Annotated in this window: 20 protein-coding genes and 1 pseudogene; 15 read left to right on the top strand and 6 right to left on the bottom strand. The window is 71.0% G+C overall.

What is annotated here, in order from left to right; translation table 11 throughout:
- The first annotated feature begins 99 nt into the window (after positions 1-99).
- The 5 genes from AB0D85_RS46450 to trxA all read left to right on the top strand — a co-directional run bounded on the left by AB0D85_RS46450 (position 100) and on the right by trxA (position 6,285).
- Positions 100-894: an FCD domain-containing protein gene (locus AB0D85_RS46450; protein ID WP_362335622.1), complete on the top strand. Its 795-nt coding sequence runs from the start codon at positions 100-102 to the stop codon at positions 892-894.
- A gap of 390 nt (positions 895-1,284) precedes the next feature.
- The gene (locus tag AB0D85_RS46445; protein ID WP_362335619.1) at positions 1,285-3,222 is read left to right on the top strand and encodes an NAD(P)/FAD-dependent oxidoreductase; all 1,938 of its coding nucleotides are present in this window, start codon (positions 1,285-1,287) and stop codon (positions 3,220-3,222) included.
- 13 nt (positions 3,223-3,235) lie between these two features.
- Positions 3,236-4,171 (top strand): alcohol dehydrogenase catalytic domain-containing protein, encoded by a 936-nt coding sequence (locus tag AB0D85_RS46440; protein ID WP_362335616.1) that lies wholly within the window; start codon positions 3,236-3,238, stop codon positions 4,169-4,171.
- Positions 4,172-4,219: 48 nt separating this feature from the next.
- The gene (locus AB0D85_RS46435; RefSeq protein WP_362335613.1) at positions 4,220-5,926 is read left to right on the top strand and encodes a hypothetical protein; all 1,707 of its coding nucleotides are present in this window, start codon (positions 4,220-4,222) and stop codon (positions 5,924-5,926) included.
- 32 nt (positions 5,927-5,958) lie between these two features.
- On the top strand, positions 5,959-6,285 hold the full coding sequence (trxA, locus tag AB0D85_RS46430; protein WP_362335610.1) for a thioredoxin: 327 nt from the start codon (positions 5,959-5,961) through the stop codon (positions 6,283-6,285).
- Between the two features lie 65 nt (positions 6,286-6,350).
- On the opposite strand, the gene AB0D85_RS46425 is transcribed toward trxA, so the two are convergent.
- Positions 6,351-7,130: an SDR family oxidoreductase gene (locus tag AB0D85_RS46425; RefSeq protein WP_362335607.1), complete on the bottom strand. Its 780-nt coding sequence runs from the start codon at positions 7,128-7,130 to the stop codon at positions 6,351-6,353.
- Positions 7,131-7,308: 178 nt separating this feature from the next.
- On the opposite strand from AB0D85_RS46425, the gene AB0D85_RS46420 reads away from it, so the two are divergent.
- The 6 genes from AB0D85_RS46420 to AB0D85_RS46395 all read left to right on the top strand — a co-directional run bounded on the left by AB0D85_RS46420 (position 7,309) and on the right by AB0D85_RS46395 (position 12,901).
- Positions 7,309-8,328, top strand: a complete 1,020-nt coding sequence (locus AB0D85_RS46420) for a GDSL-type esterase/lipase family protein (protein ID WP_362335604.1) — start codon at positions 7,309-7,311, stop codon at positions 8,326-8,328.
- Between the two features lie 73 nt (positions 8,329-8,401).
- Positions 8,402-9,193: an SDR family NAD(P)-dependent oxidoreductase gene (locus AB0D85_RS46415; protein WP_362335601.1), complete on the top strand. Its 792-nt coding sequence runs from the start codon at positions 8,402-8,404 to the stop codon at positions 9,191-9,193.
- Positions 9,194-9,202: 9 nt separating this feature from the next.
- Positions 9,203-9,973, top strand: coding sequence for a glucose 1-dehydrogenase (locus AB0D85_RS46410; protein WP_362335598.1), 771 nt, complete (start codon positions 9,203-9,205; stop codon positions 9,971-9,973).
- A 126-nt stretch (positions 9,974-10,099) separates the two neighbouring features.
- Positions 10,100-10,924, top strand: a complete 825-nt coding sequence (locus tag AB0D85_RS46405) for an IclR family transcriptional regulator (protein WP_362335594.1) — start codon at positions 10,100-10,102, stop codon at positions 10,922-10,924.
- A gap of 207 nt (positions 10,925-11,131) precedes the next feature.
- On the top strand, positions 11,132-12,313 hold the full coding sequence (locus tag AB0D85_RS46400; RefSeq protein ID WP_362335591.1) for a hydroxylase: 1,182 nt from the start codon (positions 11,132-11,134) through the stop codon (positions 12,311-12,313).
- 24 nt (positions 12,314-12,337) lie between these two features.
- Complete coding sequence (locus AB0D85_RS46395; protein WP_362335588.1) at positions 12,338-12,901, top strand: flavin reductase family protein; 564 nt, start codon at positions 12,338-12,340, stop codon at positions 12,899-12,901.
- Positions 12,902-12,972: 71 nt separating this feature from the next.
- On the opposite strand, the gene AB0D85_RS46390 is transcribed toward AB0D85_RS46395, so the two are convergent.
- Both AB0D85_RS46390 and AB0D85_RS46385 read right to left on the bottom strand, forming a co-directional pair.
- The gene (locus AB0D85_RS46390) at positions 12,973-13,227 is read right to left on the bottom strand and encodes a NifU family protein (RefSeq protein ID WP_362335585.1); all 255 of its coding nucleotides are present in this window, start codon (positions 13,225-13,227) and stop codon (positions 12,973-12,975) included.
- A gap of 48 nt (positions 13,228-13,275) precedes the next feature.
- Positions 13,276-14,292 (bottom strand): LLM class flavin-dependent oxidoreductase, encoded by a 1,017-nt coding sequence (locus AB0D85_RS46385; protein ID WP_362335582.1) that lies wholly within the window; start codon positions 14,290-14,292, stop codon positions 13,276-13,278.
- A gap of 145 nt (positions 14,293-14,437) precedes the next feature.
- Between AB0D85_RS46385 and AB0D85_RS46380 the strand changes: the two genes are divergently transcribed.
- From AB0D85_RS46380 to AB0D85_RS46365, 4 genes are all read left to right on the top strand, one after another.
- Positions 14,438-16,288 carry an NAD(P)/FAD-dependent oxidoreductase gene (locus tag AB0D85_RS46380; protein WP_362335579.1) on the top strand — a complete coding sequence of 617 codons (1,851 nt, stop codon included), beginning with the start codon at positions 14,438-14,440 and terminating at the stop codon, positions 16,286-16,288.
- A complete protein-coding gene (locus AB0D85_RS46375) occupies positions 16,285-17,130 on the top strand; it encodes a mycofactocin-coupled SDR family oxidoreductase (protein ID WP_362335576.1) in 846 nt (281 codons plus the stop codon). The genes AB0D85_RS46380 and AB0D85_RS46375 overlap by 4 nt, the downstream gene beginning before the upstream one ends.
- A gap of 199 nt (positions 17,131-17,329) precedes the next feature.
- Positions 17,330-18,934 carry an FAD-dependent oxidoreductase gene (locus tag AB0D85_RS46370; RefSeq protein WP_362335573.1) on the top strand — a complete coding sequence of 535 codons (1,605 nt, stop codon included), beginning with the start codon at positions 17,330-17,332 and terminating at the stop codon, positions 18,932-18,934.
- A 328-nt stretch (positions 18,935-19,262) separates the two neighbouring features.
- Entirely contained in the window at positions 19,263-20,504 is a 1,242-nt protein-coding gene (locus AB0D85_RS46365) for a cytochrome P450 (RefSeq protein WP_362335570.1), read from the top strand.
- 94 nt (positions 20,505-20,598) lie between these two features.
- On the opposite strand, the gene AB0D85_RS46360 is transcribed toward AB0D85_RS46365, so the two are convergent.
- The 3 genes and pseudogenes from AB0D85_RS46360 to AB0D85_RS46350 all read right to left on the bottom strand — a co-directional run.
- Positions 20,599-21,753, bottom strand: coding sequence for a histidine kinase (locus AB0D85_RS46360; RefSeq protein WP_362335566.1), 1,155 nt, complete (start codon positions 21,751-21,753; stop codon positions 20,599-20,601).
- A gap of 98 nt (positions 21,754-21,851) precedes the next feature.
- Positions 21,852-22,814, bottom strand: a complete 963-nt coding sequence (locus AB0D85_RS46355; RefSeq protein WP_362335563.1) for an electron transfer flavoprotein subunit alpha/FixB family protein — start codon at positions 22,812-22,814, stop codon at positions 21,852-21,854.
- A gap of 21 nt (positions 22,815-22,835) precedes the next feature.
- A pseudogene (locus AB0D85_RS46350) lies at positions 22,836-23,044 on the bottom strand (electron transfer flavoprotein subunit beta); the annotation flags it as partial.

Below are 23,044 nucleotides of genomic sequence, written 5' to 3'. Positions count from 1 at the left end.
GTCCCGGTCATCGGGAGGGCTGGGGGAGGCGGGCCGGCGGCCGGATGTCCTCGTCGTCACGCAGGTGATGAGAGTCTCCCATCAAGTACACTCATTCGCATGAGTGCCACATTGGGTCCGCAAATCGGTCAGACGGTCCGTGCGCCCAAGACGGCGGAGCTGATCGCCGCACAGCTGCGCCGCAGGATCGTCCAGGGCGAGCTGAACCCCGGCGAGACCCTGCCGCCCGAGATGCAGCTCATGGAGCAGTTCGGCGTCTCGCGGCCCACCCTGCGCGAGGCCTTCCGCATCCTCGAGGCCGAGATGCTCATCAGGGTCCGCCGCGGCAGCCGGGGCGGCGCCCAGGTCATGGCCCCGGACTTCTCCGTGGCGGCCCGCCACGTCGGCCTGCTCCTGCAGATGCAGGGGACCACCGTCGACGACGTGTACGAGGCCCGGATGGTCGCCGAGCCCGCGTGCGCCCGCATGCTGGCCAAGCGCAGGACGAAGCAGGACCTCGCCGACCTCGAAGCCGTGGTGGCGGAACTGCAGTCCGCGGTGGAGGCCAAGGACGACGCCGTGCCCGACCCGGCCCTGTGGTCGAGGCTCACCTACCGGTTCCATGAGCTGATCATGGACCGCTGCGGCAACCGGACCCTCGCCGTCCAGGGTGCCGTGCTCCAGGAGATCGTGGCGACCCATCTCGAACTGCGGGTCGCGCGCAACTTCGACAAGACCGAGTCGCCCGAGCGTTTCCAGCGCGCGATCAAGGCGTACCGGCGGCTCGTGACACTGCTCGAGGCGCGGGACGCGGAGGGTGCCGAGCGGCACTGGCGCAACCATATGAAGGTCGCGGGCACCTACCTCCTCAAGGACGACCTGCACAACAAGCCCGTGGTGGACCTCTTCTCCTGACCCGGGTCGCCGCGGTACAGCGCGACGCCGTCCCATTTCCGCAGACGGGCGTCGGTTTCGCAGCGGCTGTCCCGCTCAGCGGAACGTGATGTCGGCCGCGTGACGCGGACGCCGGGTGGAGCCTGCCTGCTCCCCGGCCTCAAGGCCTTGGCGACGCCGGGGCCCTTCTCCTCGTACGGCGGCCCGGCGCCGAAGGCTCCCACGGCCGCGGCGCCCGTCCCGGTGCCGGATCTCCGCGACGATCATCCGCCCGCCCCTGTCATGTCATGCGCGGAGTGCGCCCGACCTCCGTCTTGAATCCGGCTCCATGAGTCGATTAAGTTAACTGAATAACCTTGATGCGTGGATGGCTGCCCGTCACCGCGGGCGCGCCTTCAGGGAAGGAGCCGCATGACGGAGAACGGCAGGCTCGCGACGGGAACGCCACCGCAGGTGGACGGGGCGTTCGTCGACCGCGCGCTGGACGACGCCGATCTGAACGCGCTGAGGCTGGCGCTGTACCAGGCCACCCGGGACGAGTCCCTGCTCGAAATGCCGCTCAGGACGACCCCCATGTACGGCGGCGCGCTCAACCAGACGGTCGTGGCCGAGGAGGCCGTAACCGAACTGCGGGCCAGGGCGAAGGAGTTCCTCCTCCACAAGCCGTCCGGTTTCACCGAGGTCAAGCCCGACGACACCGAACTGCGCCGCATGTACGAGGCGTTCCGCAACGAGGAACTCACCGAACGGGACTGGGCCTACCGGCGCGACCTCGCCGCCTTCGACGACCACCCCCGGCTCGCCCGGTGGACGGCCGCCGATCCGGCCGTCCCGGAGGGCTTCCATGTGGCGGTCATCGGCGCCGGCTTCGGCGGCATCGCCGTGGCCGTCCAGCTGGAGCACCTCGGCATCCCGTACACGGTCTACGAGCGGCGCCCGGAACTGGGCGGCACCTGGAGCATCAACGCCTACCCCGACGTCCGGGTGGACACCACCAACTTCCTCTACCAGTTCTTCTTCGAGAAGAACTACCCGTGGACCGAGTACTTCGCGCGGGCCGGCGAGGTCCGCGAGTACCTCCAGCACGTGGCCAAGAAGTACGGCGTCTTCGAGCACATCAGCTTCGACAGCGACGTCAGGGAAGCCGTCTTCGACGCCGGGACCGGCCGGTGGTCGCTCGACGTCGAGATCGACGGCCGGGCGCAGAAGATCGACGCCAATGCCGTGGTGAGCGCCAGTGGTCTGTTCGCCACGCCCAAGCGCCTCGACCTCCCGGGCATCGAGGAGTTCCGGGGCGAGATCGTGCACACCGCCGAATGCACCGGCCAGGAACGGCTCGACGGCCGCGACGTCGCCATCATCGGCAACGGCTCGACCGGCGTGCAGATGATGTCGTCCGTGCGCGAGCGGGCCCGGAACGTCGGCGTCTTCCAGCGCACCCCGCAGTGGATCAGCCCCCGGGACCGCTACGGCGAGGCCATCACTCCGGAGACCCGCTGGCTGCTGGACACCATGCCGTACTACTGGAACTGGTACTGCTACTCCATCGCGACCCTCCGCCTGGGCGGCCAGGTCCTCCAGGAACCCGACCCCGAGTGGCAGGCCGCGGGCGGTCTCGTCAACGAGGCGAACGACGGCTACCGGGAGAGCCTGACCACGTACGTGAAGTCCAAGCTCGGCGACCGCCCCGACCTGTGGGAGAAGCTCATCCCGCGGCACGCGCCCATGGCCCGTCGGCTCATCGTCGACAACAACTGGTACGCCTCGCTCCTCGAGGACAACGTCGAGCTGGTCACGGAGACCATCGAGCGGTTCACCCCGACCGGTATCCGCACCGCCGACGGCAAGGAACGCTCCTACGACCTCGTCTTCACGGCCACCGGCTTCGCCACCCAGAAGTACCTGTGGCCCACCCGCTACCAGGGGCTGGACGGGGAGACCCTGGAGGACCGCTGGAACGACCCCGAGGGCGGCGGCCCCCGCGCCTACCTCAGCATCACGGTGCCCCGCTTCCCGAACCTGTTCATCATGTACGGGCCCAACTCGCAGAACCGGTCGGGGTCGTTGATCGTATGGATGGAGACCTGGGCGCGCTACATCGCCGAGGGGCTGGTCGCCCTGATCGAGGGCGGCCATCGCCAGCTGGCCGTGCGTGAGGAGGTCTTCGCGGACTACAACCGCCGGCTGGACGAGGCGATGCTCTCCCTCATCTGGTACGACCCGGGATCCAAGGACCGCAACTACTACGTGAACGAGTTCGGCCGGCAACAGGTCAACGTGCCCTGGCGCCTTGAGGAGTACCACGAGCTGCTGGCGCGGTTCCGCCCCGAGGACTACGACTTCGCGTGAGGGGTGGATTGCGGTGAGAGCGGTTCGCTGCGCGCCCCCGGGCGTCGAGGTCGTGGAGACCGACGAGCCGGGCGGGGAGGGCGAGTCGGTCCGGGTGGCGGCCGTGGGGATCTGCGGCTCGGACCTGAGATATCTGAGACGTGGAAGCACCCAGATCGCCGGGCACGAGATAGCCGGTACGGCCCCGGACGGCACACCCGTCGCCGTCGAGGCCATCGCCCGGTGCGGCGACTGCGAGTGGTGCGCGGCGGGCCGGCACAACATGTGCCGGGCGGCGGGCCGGGACATCGTGGGGATGACAGCGCCGGGCGGGATGGCGGAGCGCTACCGGGCGCCGTCGTCCGCACTCGTACCGCTGCCGCCCGGGCTGCCCCTGGAGGACGCGGCACTCGTCGAGCCGGGCGCCGTCTCCTGGCACGCCTGCCACAAGGGCGAGGTCGGCCCGGACACCCGGGTCGCGGTGGTGGGGGCCGGCACCATCGGCATGCTGGCAGCCGCCGCGGCCCAGCGGATGGGCGCACCCGAGGTGTCCCTCCTGGCCAGACACCCGTACCAGGCCGAGGCGGGCGAGCGCCTGGGGATGACCCGCCCGTCGGGCCTGTACGACGTCGTCGTCGAGGCGAGCGGCAGCGAGAGCGGGCTGTCCCGTGCCATCGAACTGGCCCGGCCGCTCGGCACGGTGAGCACGGTCGGCGTCTATCCCCCCGACATGGGCTGGCCGTACATGGCCGCCTTCCTCAAGGAGGTCCGCCTCGTGCCGTCGATGGGGTACGCGCAGGACGCCACGGGCGCGAGGGAGTTCACCCGCTCCGCCCGGCTGCTGGCCGACCGGCCCGAGATCGCCCGGACCCTGATCAGCCACCGGTTCGGCATCGAGGACGCCGCACGCGCCTTCGAGATCGCCGCCGCCAGACCACCGGGGACCTTCAAGGTCGTCGTACATCCGTGAATGAACCATCCAACTGATACAGACAACCGAACGGTTGAGGAGAGGGTCGTGACGATCCAAGCCGGCGCAGAGCAGATCACCGTCGAGGTGGTCAATCCGACCGCGGACAAGCAGGAATCCGCGGGGTCGCCCATCGCCCCGCGACTGGACACGCTGAACGGGAAGGTGCTGGGGCTGCTCTCCAACAGCAAGCCCAACGCCGAGGTCGCGCTGCGTGCGGTGGCGGAGAAGATCAAGGAGAGGTACCCGGATCTCAAGATCCGCCTCTACCCCGGATCCATCCGCTTCGAGCCCGAGCTGCTGCGGCGGGCCATCGAGGAGAGCGACGCGCTGATCGGTGCCACGGCGGACTGCGGCGCCTGCACCTCCTGGCTGATCCACGACGGCGCCCAGGCGGAGAAGGCCGGCGTTCCGCAGGTCACCATCGTGGCCCGGGGCTTCGAGCGGGACACGGACACCAGCGCCAAGGTGTTCGGGGTGCCCGGCCTGCGGTACGTGGTCGTGCCCCGGGTCTTCACCGCGCTCACGGCGGAACAGGCTGCCGAGCAGACCGTGCCGCTGGCGGACGACGTCATCCGCGCCCTCACCGAGGACGCCGGGCACGGCGAAGACGCCGCCGGTGAGCCGCAGGAGGAGGCCGAGGACTGGCAGGAGTCGTACACCTTCCACGGGGCCGACGCGGTGGCGGCCGTCGACGCCTTCAACACGTACTACCTGGAACGGGACTTCGGCGACGGCCTGCCGCTGCATCCGCCGACCCGGGCGAAGGTGGAGGCCATCGTCGAGGCCCAGGGGCGGCCCCGTGACGAGCTGATCCTCACCGTCCCCCCGCTGCACGGCAACGGGACCCTGGAGCGGATCGCGGTGAACGCCGCGATGGCCGGGTGCCGCCCGGAGGAACTGCCCGTCGTGATCGCCGCGCTCAAGGCGATCGCCGCCTGCCCGCCCCCGATGAACCTCTCGGTCCTGATGTCCACCGGGGCGTTCGCCCCCGTGATCCTCGTCAACGGCCCCCTGGTGAAGAAGCTCGGCATCAACAGCGGCCGCAGCCCGCTCGGCCCCGGCCTGAACAACCGGGTCAACATCCGCATCGGCCGGGCGGTCGCCCTGACCCTGCGCAACCTCGGCGCCTGGATCCCCGGGCGCATGGACCTCGACACCATCGGCACGGTGCGCAAGAACATCCAGGTGCTGGGGGAGAACGAGGACGAAAGCCCCTGGGAGCCCTACCAGGTGGGCCAGGGACTGCGCCCCGACGACAGCACGGTGACGGTGGTGCACACGGTGGGCGAGTGGGACCTCGGCTCCAACCACGGGCCGGCCGACCGCCGTATCCGCTCCATCGCGGCGCGCACCCCCACCCTCACCCAGGTCGGGTTCATGACCAGCACGCTGGCCGGCCTCCAGGGCAACGAGGACGGGCTCTTCTACCTGCTGCCGCCGGAGACGGCGAGGAAGTTCGCGGACGCCGGGCTGAGCAAGGACGCGGTGAAGCGGTTCCTGCTGCACAACATGCGGCCGCGGATCGCCGATGTCATCGCGCCCTTCATCGACTTCCGGGAGCGCGGGCTGGTGCGGCCCGAGTGGGACTGGATGTTCCAGCTCACGCCCGAGGAGCAGCGCAGCCAGTCCGTCCAGGCGTTCAACGACCCGGCCGCGATCAACATCGCCGTCGCCGGACACGGCACGCCCAAGGAGTTCGTCTTCGGCACCATGACCACACCGATCACCGAGAAGATCATCGCGATCGGATAGTCCGCGGCCAGGCGGAGGAAGGAGGGGTGACCATGTCCGCAGTCGTGCGCGCGGTCACCGACGACGACTTCGACGAGGTCGTCCGGGGGGCCGGCCGGCCGGTGCTCGTGGACTTCTGGGCGCCGTGGTGCGGCCCGTGCCGGATGATGGGCCCGATCCTGGACACGATGGCCGAGGCGCACCAGGGGACCCTGGACATCGTGAAGGTCGATCTGGACCAGAACCCGGAGACGGCGCGGAGGTTCGGGGTCTCCTCGATCCCCGCTCTCCTGCTGTTCTCCGGCGGGGAACTCGTGACGACCCTGGTCGGCGCCAAGCCGCGCACGGTGATCGAGAAGGCCATCGCCGACCATCTGTGAGGTGCGACGACGGGGTGGCGCGGACCGGGGTCTCCCGGTCCGCGCCACCCCGTCCGTGCCTCGTGTCAGAGCCGGTAGGCGAACTTCCGTCCCGCGCCGCCGTCGACCACCAGGGTCTGCCCCGTGACCCATGCCGAGAGGTCGGTGAGGAAGAACAGGATGGCCGAGGCGATGTCACTCGTCCGGCCCACCCTGCCCAGCGGCACCTGCTCCGCGGCCCGGTCGTAGTAGCCGGGCTCCGGGTGCCGCTCGGCCACCCGGGGGGTCGCCGTCTGGCCGGGGGCGACGACGTTCACGCGGATGCCGGGGCCGAGTTCGAGAGCGGCCGTGCTGACCAGGTTGGCGAGTCCGGCCTTCGCGGCCCCGTACACGGCGTGGCCGGGCGCGGAGCGCAGCCCCGATACGGACCCGACGAACACCATCGAGCCGCCCTCGGTCATGGCACGCGCGCCGATCTGCAGGGCGAGGAAGACATGACGGAGGTTCAGATCGAGCCCCCGCGTCCAGAGTTCGTCGGTCACCTCGCTGAGCGGACCGTTGTCGGACAGGCCGATGATGTCGGCCAGCCCGTGCACCGGGCCGAACCGTGCCACGGCCTCGCCGACGAACCGCTCGACCTCCGCGCGGTCCGTCGCGTCACCCGTGAGTGCCAGGCCGCCGACCTCCTCGGCGACCGCCTTGGCGCGGGTGTGGTCCATGTCGACCACGGACACGTGGGCGCCGACGCCGGCGGCGGCGAGGCAGGTCTGCCGTCCGATGCCCAGACCGCCGCCGAGAACCAGGACGTGTCTGCCGGTCAGGTCGATCAAGTCGCGGTAGTCGGGGGTGAGTTCCGTGATGCCCATCGTGCCTCCCTGGCTGCCGAGGGGCCGTCCGCAGAAGCGCTCCGGAAGGTGCTGACACGTTCCTTGACGCCGGATGGAGCCACCTCGTTAATATAGCGATATCCGTTAAGTAAGTTAGATGATTCACGGAGGAGTGTTCAACGCCCCGGGCCGAAGTCCGATCGAGAGGTGATTCCCCATGATCCGGGTTCAGCCGGAGCGCTTTCTCCGTGGTGTCCTGCCCACGGTGCCCTGGGCCGACGGACGCTCGCGGCTGCCGGCCGGTGTCTGCGCGAAGCTGACCGCCGACACCGTACGGGCCGCCCGGGTGCCCGCGGGAGTGCACCTCGCCTTCACCGGCGCGGTGACGACCGTCGAGTTGACGGTGACCGTGGGGGAGCGGACCTCCGTGCCCGCGCCCACGCTCCCCGAGGCCTTCGTGGTCCGGGTGGCGAACAGGCCGTCGCGGAGGGTGCCCCTGCCGGCCGACGGGGCAGTGGTGCGCGTGCCGCTGCCGGAGCGGGATCCGGACCAGGTCGTACGCGTGTATCTGCCCGAGTCCGTCGAGGTCGCGGTAGTCGGTCTGGCGGGGGACGGGCTCCTGGAACCGGCGCCCAGGGGTCCCCTGTGGGTGGTGTACGGCGACTCGATCACCCAGGGCTGGTCGGTCACGGAACCCGGTCTCGCCTGGCCCTCGCGGGTCGCCGGCACCCTGGGCCTCGACCTGGTCAACCTCGGCTTCGCCGGGGCGGCCCGGGGCGAACTCCCCACCGCCGACGCCGTGGCCGCCTCCGGGGCCGACGCCGTGGCGCTGGCGTGGGGCACCAACGCGTACACGTCGCTGCCGACCAGCGCGGCCCGCATCGCCGAGACGATGAGGCTCTACCTCACCGTCGTACGCGAAGGGCTGCCCGAGGCCCCGGTCGTCGTGGTGAGCCCCGTCGTCCGGCCGGACGCGGAAGCCGTCCCCAACCGCTTCGGCGCCACGCTCGCCGATCTCCGCGAGGCGCTGGAGGAGTCGGTGCGCCGGTTCGCCGTGACGACCGGGGACGACCGCGTGACGCTCGTCCCGGGACGGGACCTGGTGCCGGCCGAACTGCTCGTGGACGGCATCCACCCGGGCGACGAGGGCCACCGGGCCCTCGCCGAGGGGGTGACGGCGCAGGTCGCCGCCGGGCTCGGACGGGAGGCCGGGCGAGTGGGGGCGGGGACGGCATGACGGGCCGTCGGAACCCCGACGGTCCCAGACCGTACGAACCAACACCGCCGTGACACGGCGGGGGAGGAGCGAGATGGATCCGTCGACCGCATTCCGGCTGGACGGCAAGGTGGCCGTGGTCACCGGGGGCGGCAGCGGCATCGGCCGGGCGAGCGCGGACGTGCTCGCCGCGGCCGGCGCCCGGGTCGTCGTCGCCGACCTCGACCCGGAGAGCGCCGAGGCGACTGTGACCGGCATCAAGGAGAACGGCGGGGAAGCCGTGGCCCGCCGCGTGGACGTGGCCGATCCGGACGCCGTCACCGCCCTGGTCGACGAGACCGTCTCCGGGCTCGGACAGCTCGACGTTCTCGTCAACAACGCGGGCATCATGATCCGCCGCCCGCTCACCGAGGTGCCGCCCGAGGAGTTCGACCGGGTCCTCTCGGTCAACCTGAAGAGCGTGCTCTACGGCGCTCAGGCCGCCGCGCGCGTCATGCGACCGGGGTCGAGCATCGTCAACACGCTCTCCACCATCATCGACTTCGCCACCGCCGGCACCGGTTCCTACGCCGCGGCGAAGAAGGGCGGCGAGGCGCTGACCCGTACCTTCGCCGTCGAACTGGGACCCCGGGGCATCCGGGTCAACGGGGTCGCACCCGGCTGGACGGACACCGGCATCACCCGGCAGCGGCACGTCGACGACTCCGGCGGCTTCCAGCAGGACCGGTTCGACGAACTCGCGGGCAGGATGGCCACCGCCTCACCGCTGGGCACGGTCGCCGAGGCGCTCGACTCGGCCTACGCGGTCCTCTATCTGGCGTCCGGGGCGAGCCGCTTCGTCACCGGACACGTGATCCGCGTCAACGGCGGAGCTTCGATGGCCTGAGAGGCGTGCATGACAGGAAGACTGCAGGGCAAGGTGGCGCTGATCACCGGGGCCGCGCGCGGTCAGGGCGCCTGCGAGGCCGCCCTGTTCGCGCGGGAGGGCGCGGAGGTGATCGTCAGCGACGTCCTGGACGACCTCGGCGAGGCGACCGCGCGCTCGGCGGGCGGACGCTACCTCCGGCTCGACGTCACCTCCACCGCGGACTGGGACGCCGTCGCCGCCACCGTGCGGGAGCGGTTCGGACGCCTGGACGTCCTGGTCAACAACGCCGGGATCGCGCCCGCGCGGCTCGGCCGGATCGACGAGCTCGACATCGAGGACCACCTCCGGCTGTTCGACGTCAATGTGCACGGGGCGTTCTACGGCATCCGCGCCATGCTTCCCCTCCTGCGCGAGGGACACGGAGCCTCGGTCGTCAACGTGTCCTCCATCGACGGACTGACCGGCGTGGGCTCGATGGCGAGCTATGTCGCCTCCAAGCACGCATTGACCGGCCTCACCCGGTCCCTGGCCATCGACCTCGGTCCTCTGGGCATCCGGGTCAACTCACTGCACCCGGGGATCATCGACACACCGCTCGTCCGCTCCATCGGCGAGGCGCGCTCCGCGCGGCTGGCCCGCACCGTGGGGCGGCAGCCACTGACCCGGATGGGCCGGCCGGAGGAGATCGCGGCCATGGCCCTGTTCCTCGCCTCGGACGAGTCCTCCTACTGCACCGGGGCCCAGTTCACCGCCGACGGCGGCCATCTCGCCGGTCCCTACCGGGAGTTGCCCGTCTGAACCACCGACCCGACCGATCCGACGAGACAGAGCCGATGAAGTCCTTCCCGTCAGGGACCCGTTGGACGTGCCGCCGCCACGACCGTGCCGAGCGGTCGGCCGTCCAGGGATGCTCAGGAGGTCGCAGTGTCCGAATCACCGTCCAGCATGGTCGACAGGGTCGTCGTGATCCTGGGTGTCTTCGAACGGTCCGCCGGACCGCTCAACCTGGGTCAGATCAGCGCGCGCAGCGGTCTGCCGCGCTCCTCCGTGCACCGCATCCTCCAGCAGCTGGTCAGCGCCCGCCTGTTGAGCAGGTACGACAACGAGTACCGGCTCGGGCTGCGCATGTTCGAGATCGGCAGCCTGGTCGTGCACCGGACCCGGATGAACGAGGCCGCCCGGCCGCTGCTGCAGGAACTGTGCGCGGCCACGGGCCATGTGGTGCACCTGGCGGTGCTCGACCAGCAGGACGTGGTCTACCTGGAACGGGTCGGCGGAGCGTTCGCCAGCACCCTGCCGTCCCGGATCGGCGGCCGCCTTCCGGCCCACTGCACGGCGGTGGGCAAGGCGATCCTCGCGTACTCCCCCGAGGAGGTGGTGGACGAATACCTCTGGAGCGGTCTGTGCCGTCGTACGGACGCGAGCATCGCCACGGCCCAGGCCCTGGAGTCCGCCCTCGCCCGGATCCGCGGCACCGGATACGCCACGGAGACCGGCGAGGCCGTGTCCACGGTGGCGTGCGTGGCCGCACCGGTCCTCGTGATGGACCGGGCGATCGCCGGCATCTCGGTGTGCGGCCCCAAGGAACACATCCGCGCCGAGGAGTTGAAGTTCCGGGTGAAGTGGATCGCCGCCGAGATCTCCCGCCGGCTGACGGTGACGTCCAGGCCGCGGCCGCGCCCGCTGATCACGTCCGTTCCGCTCAGCGGGCAGATGACGTCCGTCGGCGTGGCGGACGCGGGACGCTGAGCGGCAGGCGGACGCGACGCCGAGCGCCGCGCCCGGGGCGACCGCGGCGACCGCACGGCCCGGCGGCGACCGCTCGCCTCCCCTTCGCGGCCACGGTGTCCCGCCCAACGGGACCCGGCGCCCCGCAGACACCGCAAGAAATGACAATGAGGGATATTCCACGCCGTCCTCGGGAGGCGGCATACGAGGAAGTGGACGGTACCAGGCATGCCGCATGACGTCGTCGAACGAGTCGAGCAGTACGGTCCGAGGCTGGCGGAACTGGCCGCCGAGAACGAGAAGTTGGGCAAGCTGAGCGACGAGACGGTCGCTCTGCTGCGCTCCGCCGGGGTGCTCCGGCTGCTGCAGCCCACCAAGTTCGGCGGCTACGCGGCCCATCCGCGCGACTTCGCCGAGGCCGTCATGGCCGTGGCCCGCCACGACGGAGCCGCCGGCTGGGTGTGCGGAGTCGTCGGCGTCCACCCCTGGGAGGCCGCGCAGATGGACCCGAGGGTGGCACAGGAGATCTGGGGCGAGAACCCCGACACCTGGATCGCCTCCCCCTACATGCCGAACGGGATCGCCGAACCCGTCGACGGAGGGTACGTCCTGTCCGGGCGCTGGCCCTTCTCGTCGGGCACCGACCACGCCGACTGGGTCTTCCTCGGCGCACTCGTCGGGGACGGCAAGGGCCGGCCGGCGTCCCCGCCGCACGTCCTGCACGTGCTGCTGCCCAGGTCGTCGTACGAGATCATCGACGACTCCTGGGACGTGATCGGACTGTCCGGCACCGGCAGCAAGGACGTCGTGGTCGACGGCGCCTTCGTCCCGGCCTACCGGACCGTCGACCAGGACGAGGTCTCGGCGGGGGAGGCGGCGGTCAGCAACGGTGTCGGTGAGGCCCTCTACCGGCTGCCCTTCACCTCGATGTTCCCGCTCGGCATCACCTCCGCCGTCATCGGCATCTGCGAGGGCGCCCTCGGCATCCATCTGGCCCAGCAGCGCGAGCGCGTGGCGGTGACCGGCGTCCAGGTCCGCGACGACCCCTATGTGCTCTACACGGCCGGGGAGGCCGCCGCGGAGATCGCCGCCTCGCGCGTGCAGCTCATCGACGGCATCAGCCGGGCCCACGACCGCGTGGCCGCGGGGGAGACGGTCACGATCGAGGAGCGTTCCGACATCAGGCGCAACCAGGTGCGCTGCGCCTGGCGGGCGGTGTCGGCGCTCGACGAGATCTTCGCGAGGTCCGGCGGGAACGTGATCCGGCGGAACAACCCGCTGCAGCGCTACTGGCGGGACGCGCACGTGGGCCTGGCCCACATGATCCATGTTCCCGGTGTGGCCTACCACGCCAACTCGCTGGCGCAGATGGGGATCGACCTGCCCCCGCAGCTGCGCGTGATGCTCTGAACCGCCGTTCACGGGAGGACATACATGCACGCCGAGGGCGCACCGAGTGCCTCTTCCGCCGGTTCCCCGGACGCTCCCGAGGACAGGACCCACTTCCGTCAGGTGCTGGGGAACTTCCCCACGAGCGTGGTGGCCGTCACCGCGATGATGCCGGACGGCCGGCCCGAGGCGATGATCGTCGGGTCCTTCACCTCGGTCTCCCTCGAACCGCCCCTGGTGGCGTTCCTGGCGGACCGCTCCTCGCGGACCTTCCCGAGGATCCGCGCCGCCGGCCGCTACTGCGTCAACGCCCTCGCCTCCGACCAGGAGGTGCTGTGCCGGTCGATGGCGACGCGGGGGGCCGACCGGTTCGACGGCATCACCTGGCGTCGGTCGCCGCTGGGCAACCCGGTCCTCGACGGCGTCGTGGCCTGGGTCGACTGTGAGCTCGCGGACGTCGTGGAGATCGGCGACCACCACCTGGCCGTGGGCCGCGTCCGCGCGCTGCGCGCCGAGTCGGCCAAGACCCCGTTGCTGTTCTTCCGCGGCGGCTACGGCGACTACTTCTCCAGCACCTCGGTCCTGCTGGACCGGCTCGTCGGCTGGTAGCCGCCGGGGCAGGTGCGCGAAAAGGGCGGGGCACGGTGAACTCACCGTGCCCCGCCCGTGGTCGGGGGTGCTCAGCTCGGCTCCCGTACCGTCACCTCCGAGAGCTCGATGCCCCGGGTCTGCAGCCCCTCCTCGATGAACGCCTTGAGCGAATCGCCGTCGAGCACGCAGGTGGAGCAGGCGTCGTTGTGGCCGCGGGAGTAGTCCACGGTCAGCCGGGACTGTTCGGGTGCGAACTCCGCGAGCCGGATGGACCCGCCGTCCGGTGCGACCATCGGCTCCAGCAGCGCGAGTACTTCCTGGACGACTTCCCGGGCTTGCGGCATGACAGGTCTCCTCTGACGTCGGTGTGCGGGGTGAGGGTCGGGGCTTCCTCAGGGTGCCGCGTCGGACTTCAGCGCGGGGAGCAGGGCCAGGGAGGCACGGGCGTAGGCCTGCCGGCGACGCTCGCTCACCAGGAAGGACGGCGGCGCGAAGTGGGCGACGTCACGGGCGAGGGAACCGCGTCGCCGGCGCAGGGCGGCGACGGCGTCGGACGTGCTCCCGCACAGTGCCACGGCGTCGACCATGTCGTCCGTGACGGCCCGTGCCATGTCGTCCGTCCGGCCTTCGGCGAACGCCTCCCTGATCTTCTCGACCTGGGAGGTCCAGCCGTGGTGCGCGGCGAACGCGTCGTAGGTGCGTACGGTCAGGTAGAAGGCGATCATCCGGCGCATGTCGGTGACGGCCCGCTCGGGATCGGCGTCGTCGATCGCCGTCAGCAGCCAGCCGTGCTCCAGCGGCCGCCGCTCCCGTCCGCTCTCGTGGAAGCCCGCCTCGACGGCCGGCCGGACCATGTCGTCCCACCACCGGTCGGTGAAGAGCCCGTGGCCGATGATGCCGTCGGCGGTACGGCCGGCCGCGGCCGCCATCCGCCGCTGGAACCCGGCCAGCAGCACCGGCACCTCGATCCGGCCGAGCACCGGTGCCTTGACCCTGGCGTCGACCTGGTAGAACTCGCCCTCGAAGCGCACGCGTTGGCCGTTCTCGGCGTGCAGCCAGGCCCGAACGGCCGTCACCAGCTCGGACATCCGCTCCACGGGGCGGTCGGCCGGCACACCGCACCAGTCGCGGTTGATGGCGAACGCGCCCGAACCCAGCCCGGCGAAGACGCGTCCGGGAGCCTGGTTCCACAGGGTGCGGATCGCCGTGGCGTGGGCGAACGGGGTGCGCGAGAACCCGTAGGCGATGGCCGATCCGACCAGCGCGCTGCGGGTCGCGGCCGCCATCTGGGCGACCGTCACATAGGCGTCGTGGTCGGCGAACTCGCCGGTGCAGAAGGCCGTGACGCCCGCGCCCTCGGCCGTCGCGCCGACCTCGGCCCCCGGCCAGGGCATCCCGAACTCGGTCATGGGGTCCGATCCTCCCGGACGTCCGTGTGCTTCACGAATGAACCTCGCAATCATAGCATTGAGTTAGCTAATTGAAGGTGTTCGATACCTTCACATGATTTAGCTGTTCTTGTAACGTCGCTCTCCCCAGGACGGAGAAACAGGGATGACGCAGACCTCGGCCGCACCCGCGGAACTCGATCGGGCGCGTGCCAAGTACCGGGCCGAGCGGGACAAGCGCCTCGATCCCTCGCGCCGCGAGATCCTCGACCTCACCCAGCACGAGGAACTGGTCGAGGACCCGTTCACGGACGTCGTGCCGCGTGAGCCGCTGCACGACACCGTCGACGTGATGGTGGTGGGAGGAGGATTCGGCGGCCTGCTCGCCGCCGCGCACCTGCGCAAGGCGGGCCTCGACCGTATCCGCATCGTCGAGAAGGCCGGGGACGTCGGCGGTGTCTGGTACTGGAACCGCTATCCCGGCGCGATGTGCGACGTCGAGTCCTACATCTACCTCCCGATGCTGGAGGAACTGGGCTACATCCCCCGGCACCGCTACTCCTACGGCCCCGAGATCCTCGCCCACGCCCGGCGCCTGGCCCGCCACTTCGACCTCTACGACCAGGCGCTCTTCCACACCTCGGTGACCGGGCTCGACTGGCAGGAGGACACGGCCAGGTGGACCGTGCGCACGGACCGCGGTGACGCGTTCCAGGCCCGGTACGTGGTGGTGGCGCACGGCTCCTTCACCTCGCTGAAGCTGCCGGCCATCGAGGGCATCGACACCTTCCGGGGCAGGCTCTTCCACACCTCGCGCTGGGACTACGACTACACCGGCGGCGACGCCGGCAGCCCGCTCACCAAGCTCGGCGACAAGACGGTGGGCGTCATCGGCACCGGCGCCACCGCCGTCCAGGTCGTGGCGCCGCTCGCCGCCTCGGCCCGCGAACTCCTCGTCTTCCAGCGGACCCCGTCCACGGTCGGCGTCCGCGACAACAGGGAGACCGACCTGGAGTGGGCGCGCAGCCAGAAACCCGGCTGGACGAAGCGGCGGCGGGAGAACTTCACCCTCGTCACCAACGGCGAGCAGATCACCGAGGACCAGGTGGGGGACGGCTGGACCGTCTTCTACCACGCGCTGCTCAGCAGCGACTCCTACGGCGACCTCAGCCCCGAGGAGGCCGCGGAGAAGCGGGAGCTGACCGACCTCAGGCACATGGAGAACATCCGGGCCCGGATCGACGAGACCGTGCGGGACCCGGCGACGGCCGAGGCCCTGAAGCCGTACTACCGCTACCAGTGCAAGCGCCCCTGCTTCCACGACGAGTACCTGCCGTCCTTCAACCGGCCCAACGTCCGGCTGGTCGACACCCAGGGGCAGGGCGTACGGCGGATCACCCCGCGGGGGGTCGAGGTCGACGGGACCGAGTACCCGGTCGACTGCCTGATCCTGGCCACCGGCTTCGACCAGGACTCCGCCTACGTCGACCGGGTGGGCTTCGACGTGACCGGCCGCGCCGGTGTCAGCCTCTCGCGGAAGTGGCAGGGCGGGCCGGAGACCTTCCACGGTGTCATGACGAGCGGCTTCCCCAACTTCTTCATCCTGCCGCCCAACTACACCCAGGGCACCGCCGCGATCAACTTCTGCCACACCCTCGACGAGACCGCGCAGCATGTCGCCGCCTGCGTCGGGGAGTTCGAGCGCCGCGGGGTGATCGCGGACGCCACCCGGCAGGACGAGGAAGCCTACGTCCGGCATGTGGTGGAAGGTTCCGGCCTCGCCCTCCTGGGCGGCGGCACCTTCCTCCAGGACTGCACACCGGGCCGCTGGAACAACGAGGGCGACCCCACGGCCCGGCCCCCCAAGAACGTCAACTACCCGGGCACCTCCACCGCCTACTTCAGCATGCTGGAGCAATGGCGGCACAGCGGTGAACTCACCGGGCTGAGCCTCACACCCGCACCGAAACCGGCCTCGACCACACAGCAGGCCGCCGACGAAGGAGGCACCCGATGACCGCCGCCGTTCCCGAGGCACCCGTTCCGGGCGAGCCCATCGCCCGCCGTTTCCAGGGGAAGGTCGTCTTTATCACCGGAGCGGCACGCGGGCAGGGCCGCGCCGAGGCGGTGCGCTTCGCCGCGGAGGGCGCCGACATCATCGCGCTGGACATCTGCGAGGACCTGCCCACCACGGAGTACCCGGGAGCGACCGTCGAGGACCTCGCGGAGACGGCCCGCCTCGTCGAGAAGCTCGGCCGGCGCATCCTGACCCACAAGGCCGACATCCGCGACTTCCCCGCCGTACGGTCGGCCCTGACGGACAGCGTCCGCGAACTCGGGCGGCTGGACGTGGTGGTGGCCAACGCGGGCATGACCACGTTCGCCCGCACCTGGGAGATCGAGCTCGACCACTGGAACGCCACCCTCGACATCAACCTGACCGGCGCCTTCCACACCGTGAAGGCCGCCGTGCCGCTGATGATCGAGCAGGCGACCGGCGGCGCGATCGTCTTCACCAGCTCGGTCGCCGGACTGCGCGGACTGCCGTTGCTGGCGGACTACGTGGCCGCCAAACACGGTGTCACCGGACTGGCCAAAACCCTTGCCAACGAGCTGGGTTCGCACCGGATCAGGGTCAACACCGTCCACCCGCACGGCGTCGACACCAAACTCGTGCCGGGGATCCGCCCCGTCCTGGAGAACGACCCGGAACTGAGCGCCTTCTTCCAGGGCGTGCTGCCCGACGGCGTCAGCCAGGCCGAGGACATCGCGGCGGCCGTGGCCTGGATCGCCTCGGACGAGGCACGTCACATCACCGGAGTCCAGCTTCCGGTGGACCTGGGCCGCACCAACCGCTGACACCGCGTGGGCCCCGCAGTTTCCGTTCCGGTGACCGGAATCCGGCCACCCTGGCGGAGAAGGCCCCCTTCACACTGACGTCATTCTCCCGGGGGAGTTCCGCCGGGCGAGGTGACAAGGGACGGTCACCGGCGCTCCGGGTGCCCTGGGACGGGTGCCCGGAGCGCAACCCTGAGAGCTGCACACGAGGAGGACTGTGATGGCCAGTGGGGAGAGCTACGACGTCGTCGTCGTGGGATCGGGGGGAGGCGGGCTCGTCGGCGCGTATGTCGCGGCGTCGCGGGGCCTGCGCACCCTCGTGATCGAGAAGACGGACCGCGTCGGCGGTACGACCGCCTACTCCGGCGCGGGCATCTGGTACCCGGGGTCGGCGCCGCTGAAGCGGGCGGGCATCGAGGAGGGGCCGGAGGACGCCCGTGCCTATCTGCGCAGCGTGGTGGCGGACGACACCAGGCAGCACCTCCAGGACGCCTATCTGGAGGCGGGGCGCCGGCTGATCGACGAACTGGAGCAGAACCCCTGGTTCCAGTCGTTCGTCCACGGCCCCGTACCCGACTACTTCGCGTCGGCCCCGGGCGCGACGCTCGCGGGACGGACCATCTTCCCGCCCGATCTCCCCGTCGCGGACCTCGGGGACCGGGCCGAGACGGTCCGCGGCAGCATCCCGAGGGAACGCTGGGGCGTGGAGCGCGGCACGGTGCTCACCGGCGGCCGCGCCCTCATCGGCCGGGCCCTGGCGGCCTTCCTGGAGACCGGGAACGGGACGCTCCGGCTCAACACCCGGCTGGAGAGCCTGGTGGTGGAGAACGACCGCGTCGTCGGCGTCACCGCGACGAGCGAGGGCGAGCACGTCACCTTCCGCGCCGGGCGCGGTGTGCTCCTCGCCGCGGGCGGCTTCGAACGCAACGCGGAACTCCGGGCGAAGTACCACCCGGTGCCGCTCGACGGCACCTGGTCGAACGGCTGCCCGGGCAACACCGGGGACGCGCTCCAGGCGGGCGTGGCGGTGGGCGCGGCCACCGACCTGCTCGACGAGGCCTGGTACGCGCCGGGCCTCGTCCAGCCGGACGGGCTGCCGGTGTTCCATTCGGGAACCCGCGGCGGAATCTGGGTCAACGGAGCCGGCGAGCGCTTCATGAACGAGACCCGCCCCTACGACCAGGCCGGCCACGAGATGGTGCGGCTGCACTCCACCACCGGCGTCTCCCACATCCCCTGCCACTGGATCCTCGACCAGGGACTGATCGACCGCGACGGCTTCGGCGGCGACCCCGAGCAGCCGCCGAACCCCGCGTGGCTGGAGTCGGGCGCGCTGAAGAAGGCCGACACCCTGGAAGAGCTGGCGGGGCTGATCGGGGTGCCGTACGAGGCGCTGCGCAAGACCGTGGACGAGTTCAACGGCTACGCCGCCGACGGTGTGGACGAACGGTTCCACCGGGGCGAGAGCCCCTGGGACCAGATGAACTTCCACATCGTGGGCTTCCCCGCCGGACCCGTCATGAACTACCCGGCGAAGCCGTGGCCCGGCGTCGCCAACCCGCTGCTCCAGCCGATCGAGACCGGGCCCTTCTACGTCGCGACGGTCGTCCTCTCCGACATCGGCACCAAAGGCGGGCTCAGGACCGACGAGAACGCGCGCGTCCTGAGGCCGGACGGCGAAGCGATCCCGGGGCTCTACGCGGCCGGGAACACCGCCGCCGCCATGTCGGGCCGGGCGTATCCGGGTGCCGGCACACCGATCGGCAGCAGCCTGGCGTTCTCCTACCGTGCCGTGCTCGACCTCGTCGGGCAGGGGCCGGCCTGATCGTCCGGCGCAACGGAAGGCCGGAGGCCGCGACTCCACGGGGGGCGCGGCCTCCGGCCCGTGCTCTCCTCTGCGCAGTCGTTCTCGGGGTGCCCGGGCCTGGCGGGAAAGAAGCGCCGCCATTGATTGTACCGATCGGTCGACGTAAGATTGCCGCCGTGCACATCGCCGTGCCGTGGGCCAGGAGCCGCGCATGACTTTCGAAGGCCGTCCTGGGGCAGCCGCCGTCTACCGCGGCAGGGCGAGGCGGGCAGTTCCGCCGACGTCATGACGAACGCGCGTGGACCGTCGCCGTCTGATGACGAAGTCAAGAAAGAGGAGTGCGGACATGGCTGAGAACACGACCGGCGCCGGCGTGACCGAGGAGATGCCGAAGTACCCGTCGCCACGGGCGGCGGAGTGCCCCTTCGCCCCGCCGCCGGCCCTGCTCGCGCTGCACGACTCGGGGAAGTCGGTGCGCAGGGTCGAGACCTGGGACGGCAGCACTCCCTGGGTGGCGACGACCCACGCCGCGCAGCGTCAGCTGCTGGCCGATCCCCGGCTCAGCGCCAACATCGGGGCGCCCGGCTACCCGCACACCACCGCGTCCATGAAGGCGCACGCGGCCGAGATGCAGCCGTCGATCAACAACACCGACGGCACCGAGCACCAGCGCTGGCGCCGGATGCTGACGAGCTCCTTCACCCGGCACCGGATGGAGAAACTGCGCCCGGAGATCCAGCAGATCACCGACGACCTGATCGACCGGATGCTGGCGGGCCCGAACCCCACCGAGCTGAACGAGGCGCTGTCGCTGCCGCTGCCGTCGCTGATGATCTGCGCCATGCTCGGGGTGCCGTACGGGGACCACGAGTTCTTCCAGGAGCACGCCGGGGTCACCAACGCGCGGTTCAAGACCGCGGAGGAGGCGGCGGAGACGACCCGCATACTGCGCGAGTACATCTCCGGGCTGATCGAGGCCAAGATGGACAACCCCGGCGAGGACGTCCTCTCCGACCTCGCCGAGCGCGTCAAGGCGGGCGATCTCGCCATGTCGGAGGCGGCCCCGCTCGGGCACATCCTGCTGGTCGCCGGTCATGACACCAGCGCCAACATGATCACCCTGGGTACCGCGGTCCTCCTGGAGAACCCGGACCAGCTCGCGCTGCTGCGCGAGAACAGCGACGACCCGAAGTTCGTCACCAACGCGGTCGAGGAACTGCTCCGTTACCTGACCATCCCGCACCTGCTGGCCCGGCGCGCGGTCGTCGACGACATCGAGATCGACGGCGAGGTCATCCGGGCCGGCGAGGGCGTCATCGCCGCCCTGCCGGCCGCCAACTGGGACCCGGAGGCGTTCCCCGAGCCGGAGAAGCTCGACCTCACCCGCAAGGCCTCGCACCACATGTCGTTCAGCTGGGGACCGCACCAGTGCGTCGGGCAGCAGCTGGCCCGGGTCGAACTCCACGTGGTCTTCAGCACGTTGTTCAAGCGCATCCCGACGCTGCGGATGGCGGCCGACCTCTCCGAGCTGAAGTTCAAGGAGGACTCGCAGGCCTACGGCATCTACGAGCTGCCCGTCGCCTGGTAGTCAGCGGTGTCCATGCCGGCCGGACGGCCGGCATGGACACCTTTGCCGGGCCACGACGCGGTGGACGCGGGGAGCCTCGCGGCGTCCTCGGCGATCACCACACGCAGGGCAACTCCACGGAGATCTCGGTCGGTCCTCCCACAGGGCTGGACACGGTCACCTCGCCGTCCAGCGCGGCCACCCGACGCCGTATGCCGAGCAGCCCGGTGCCGCCCGCCTCGTCGGCGCCGCCGTGCCCGTCGTCGCGGACGGTCGCCCGCAGACCGCCGCCGACACGCTCCAGGCCGACATAGGCCCGGGGCGACCCGCTGTGCTTCGCCGCGTTCGTCAGCGCCTCGGCGACCGCGTAGTACGCGGCGGCCTCCACCGCGGCCGGGGCGCGCACCCCCGGATCATCCAGCCCCGTCACATCGACGGTCACGTCGAGCCCGCTGCCGGCGGCCAGTGCCCGGACCGCGCCGACCAGTCCGCGGTCGGTCAGGATCGGCGGGTGGATGCCGCGGACGACGTGCCGCAACTCGGTCAGGGCCTCCTCGGCCAGTTCCTGCGCCTGGTCGAGCATCCGGCGCGCGGCCTCGGGATCGTGGTCGTAGGCCCGCTTGGCCAGACCGATGCGCATGGAGAGGGAGACCAGACGGGCCTGGGTGCCGTCGTGGAGGTCCCGCTCGATCCGGCGCAGCTCGGCGCCGTGCGCCGTGATCGCGCCCGCCCGGGTCTGCGTCAGCTCCGCCACCCGGACGGTGAGCCGGGCCTTCGGCGACGGCTTGAGCAGCGACTCGGACCACAGGGCGTCCAGGTCGGCGAGGCGCCCGATCAGCGGAAGCACCACGGCCGGTCTCCGCAGCACGCCGCACCACAGGCCGTCGACGACCAGCCCGAGCGGCCACAGCGCTACGGCGAGCAGCCCCAGCGGCCCGTACAGGTACTGCGCACCGAGCCAGCGCAGGTCGGCAGCGGTACCGGGGTCGCCCACCGCGGCACGGACGCGCTCGCGCACGGTGCCGGTCAGCGGCAGGTACGCCTCCGGGATCTCCCGGCCGGTCCATGAGCCGACCATCCGCCGCTTCGCCCCGGCGATCCGGCGGATCAGCAGGACGGTCTCGGGCAGCATCCATGCCCCGACCACCGAGAGGGTGGCGACGACGGTGATCAGCAGCACCGTGACGAAGAGATACAGGGCGAAGGTCAAGGCCACGGAACGGGCCAGCTGTCCCGTCGCCCGCGCGGCCTGGCACATCGCTTTCCACATGGGACCAACGCTAGGCGACGCGAACGGCGGGCGCGGTGGAGCAGCACCGTCATTGGATGGTGTAGCCAGCTACCCCATCACCCCGGAGGACTGCCTGCTCAGGCCTTGCGGGCGTTGATCTCGTCGGTGAGCTGGGGGACGACGTCGAAGAGGTCGCCGACGACGCCGTAGTCGGCGAGTTCGAAGATCGGGGCCTCGGCGTCCTTGTTGACCGCGACGATGGTCTTGGAGGTCTGCATGCCGGCGCGGTGCTGGATGGCGCCGGAGATGCCGTTGGCGATGTACAGCTGCGGGGACACGGACTTGCCGGTCTGGCCGACCTGGTTGGTGTGCGGGTACCAGCCGGCGTCGACCGCGGCGCGGGAGGCGCCGACGGCCGCGCCGAGGGAGTCGGCGAGGGCCTCGATGACCGCGAAGTTCTCGGCGCCGTTGACGCCGCGGCCGCCGGAGACCACGATCGCGGCCTCGGTCAGCTCCGGACGCCCCGTCGACTCACGCGGGGTGCGGGCGGTGACCTTGGTGCCGGTCGCCGCGGCGCAGAAGGTGACGTTGAGGGCTTCGACCGTGCCGGCGGCCGGGGCGGCCTGGACGGCGGCGCTGTTGGGCTTGACCGTGATGACGGGGGTGCCCTTGGAGACACGGGACTTGGTGGTGAAGGAGGCGGCGAACACCGACTGGGTGGCGATGGGGCCTTCGTCGCCGGCTTCGAGGTCGACCGCGTCGGTGATGATGCCGGAGCCGATGCGCAGCGCGAGGCGGGCGGCGATCTCCTTGCCCTCCGCGGAGGAGGGGACCAGGACGGCGGCCGGGGAGACGGCGGCGACGGCGGCCTGGAGGGCGTCGACCTTCGGGACGACCAGGTAGTCGGCGTACTCGGCGGCATCGTGGGTCAGCACGCGGGTCGCGCCGTGCTCGGCGAGCGCGGCGGCGGTGTCGGCGGCGCCGGCACCGAGGGCGACGGCGACGGGCTCGCCGATCCGGCGGGCCAGGGTCAGCAGCTCCAGGGTGGGCTTGCGGACGGCACCGTCTGCGTGGTCGACGTAGACGAGGACTTCAGCCATGGGACAGCAACTCCTTTTGCGTCAGATGAACTTCTGGCCTGCGAGAAAGGCACCGAGCTGCTTGCCGCCCTCGCCCTCGTCCTTGACGATCGTGCCCGCGGTACGGGCCGGACGCGCGGTGGCGTCCTCGACCTTGGTCCAGGCGCCCTCCAGGCCGACCTCCTCCGCCTCGATGTCGAGGTCGGACAGGTCCCAGGACTGAACCGGCTTCTTCTTCGCCGCCATGATCC

This window comes from Streptomyces sp. NPDC048277 (genome assembly GCF_040652235.1).
GTDB lineage: Bacteria > Actinomycetota > Actinomycetes > Streptomycetales > Streptomycetaceae > Streptomyces.
This window is presented reverse-complemented; position numbering and strand designations above follow the sequence as displayed.

Excerpts from the sequence above, each read along its gene's own strand:
- AB0D85_RS46375 (WP_362335576.1), top strand. The coding sequence starts at position 16,285 with ATGACCGCCGCCGTTCCCGAGGCACCCGTTCCGGGCGAGCCCATCGCC.
- trxA (WP_362335610.1), top strand. The coding sequence starts at position 5,959 with ATGTCCGCAGTCGTGCGCGCGGTCACCGACGACGACTTCGACGAGGTC.
- AB0D85_RS46425 (WP_362335607.1), bottom strand. The coding sequence starts at position 7,130 with ATGGGCATCACGGAACTCACCCCCGACTACCGCGACTTGATCGACCTG.
- AB0D85_RS46390 (WP_362335585.1), bottom strand. The coding sequence starts at position 13,227 with ATGCCGCAAGCCCGGGAAGTCGTCCAGGAAGTACTCGCGCTGCTGGAG.
- AB0D85_RS46415 (WP_362335601.1), top strand. The coding sequence starts at position 8,402 with ATGGATCCGTCGACCGCATTCCGGCTGGACGGCAAGGTGGCCGTGGTC.
- AB0D85_RS46410 (WP_362335598.1), top strand. The coding sequence starts at position 9,203 with ATGACAGGAAGACTGCAGGGCAAGGTGGCGCTGATCACCGGGGCCGCG.
- AB0D85_RS46420 (WP_362335604.1), top strand. The coding sequence starts at position 7,309 with ATGATCCGGGTTCAGCCGGAGCGCTTTCTCCGTGGTGTCCTGCCCACG.
- AB0D85_RS46400 (WP_362335591.1), top strand. The coding sequence starts at position 11,132 with ATGCCGCATGACGTCGTCGAACGAGTCGAGCAGTACGGTCCGAGGCTG.
- AB0D85_RS46380 (WP_362335579.1), top strand. The coding sequence starts at position 14,438 with ATGACGCAGACCTCGGCCGCACCCGCGGAACTCGATCGGGCGCGTGCC.
- AB0D85_RS46395 (WP_362335588.1), top strand. The coding sequence starts at position 12,338 with ATGCACGCCGAGGGCGCACCGAGTGCCTCTTCCGCCGGTTCCCCGGAC.
- AB0D85_RS46445 (WP_362335619.1), top strand. The coding sequence starts at position 1,285 with ATGACGGAGAACGGCAGGCTCGCGACGGGAACGCCACCGCAGGTGGAC.
- AB0D85_RS46385 (WP_362335582.1), bottom strand. The coding sequence starts at position 14,292 with ATGACCGAGTTCGGGATGCCCTGGCCGGGGGCCGAGGTCGGCGCGACG.
- AB0D85_RS46450 (WP_362335622.1), top strand. The coding sequence starts at position 100 with ATGAGTGCCACATTGGGTCCGCAAATCGGTCAGACGGTCCGTGCGCCC.
- AB0D85_RS46360 (WP_362335566.1), bottom strand. The coding sequence starts at position 21,753 with ATGTGGAAAGCGATGTGCCAGGCCGCGCGGGCGACGGGACAGCTGGCC.
- AB0D85_RS46365 (WP_362335570.1), top strand. The coding sequence starts at position 19,263 with ATGGCTGAGAACACGACCGGCGCCGGCGTGACCGAGGAGATGCCGAAG.
- AB0D85_RS46370 (WP_362335573.1), top strand. The coding sequence starts at position 17,330 with ATGGCCAGTGGGGAGAGCTACGACGTCGTCGTCGTGGGATCGGGGGGA.
- AB0D85_RS46355 (WP_362335563.1), bottom strand. The coding sequence starts at position 22,814 with ATGGCTGAAGTCCTCGTCTACGTCGACCACGCAGACGGTGCCGTCCGC.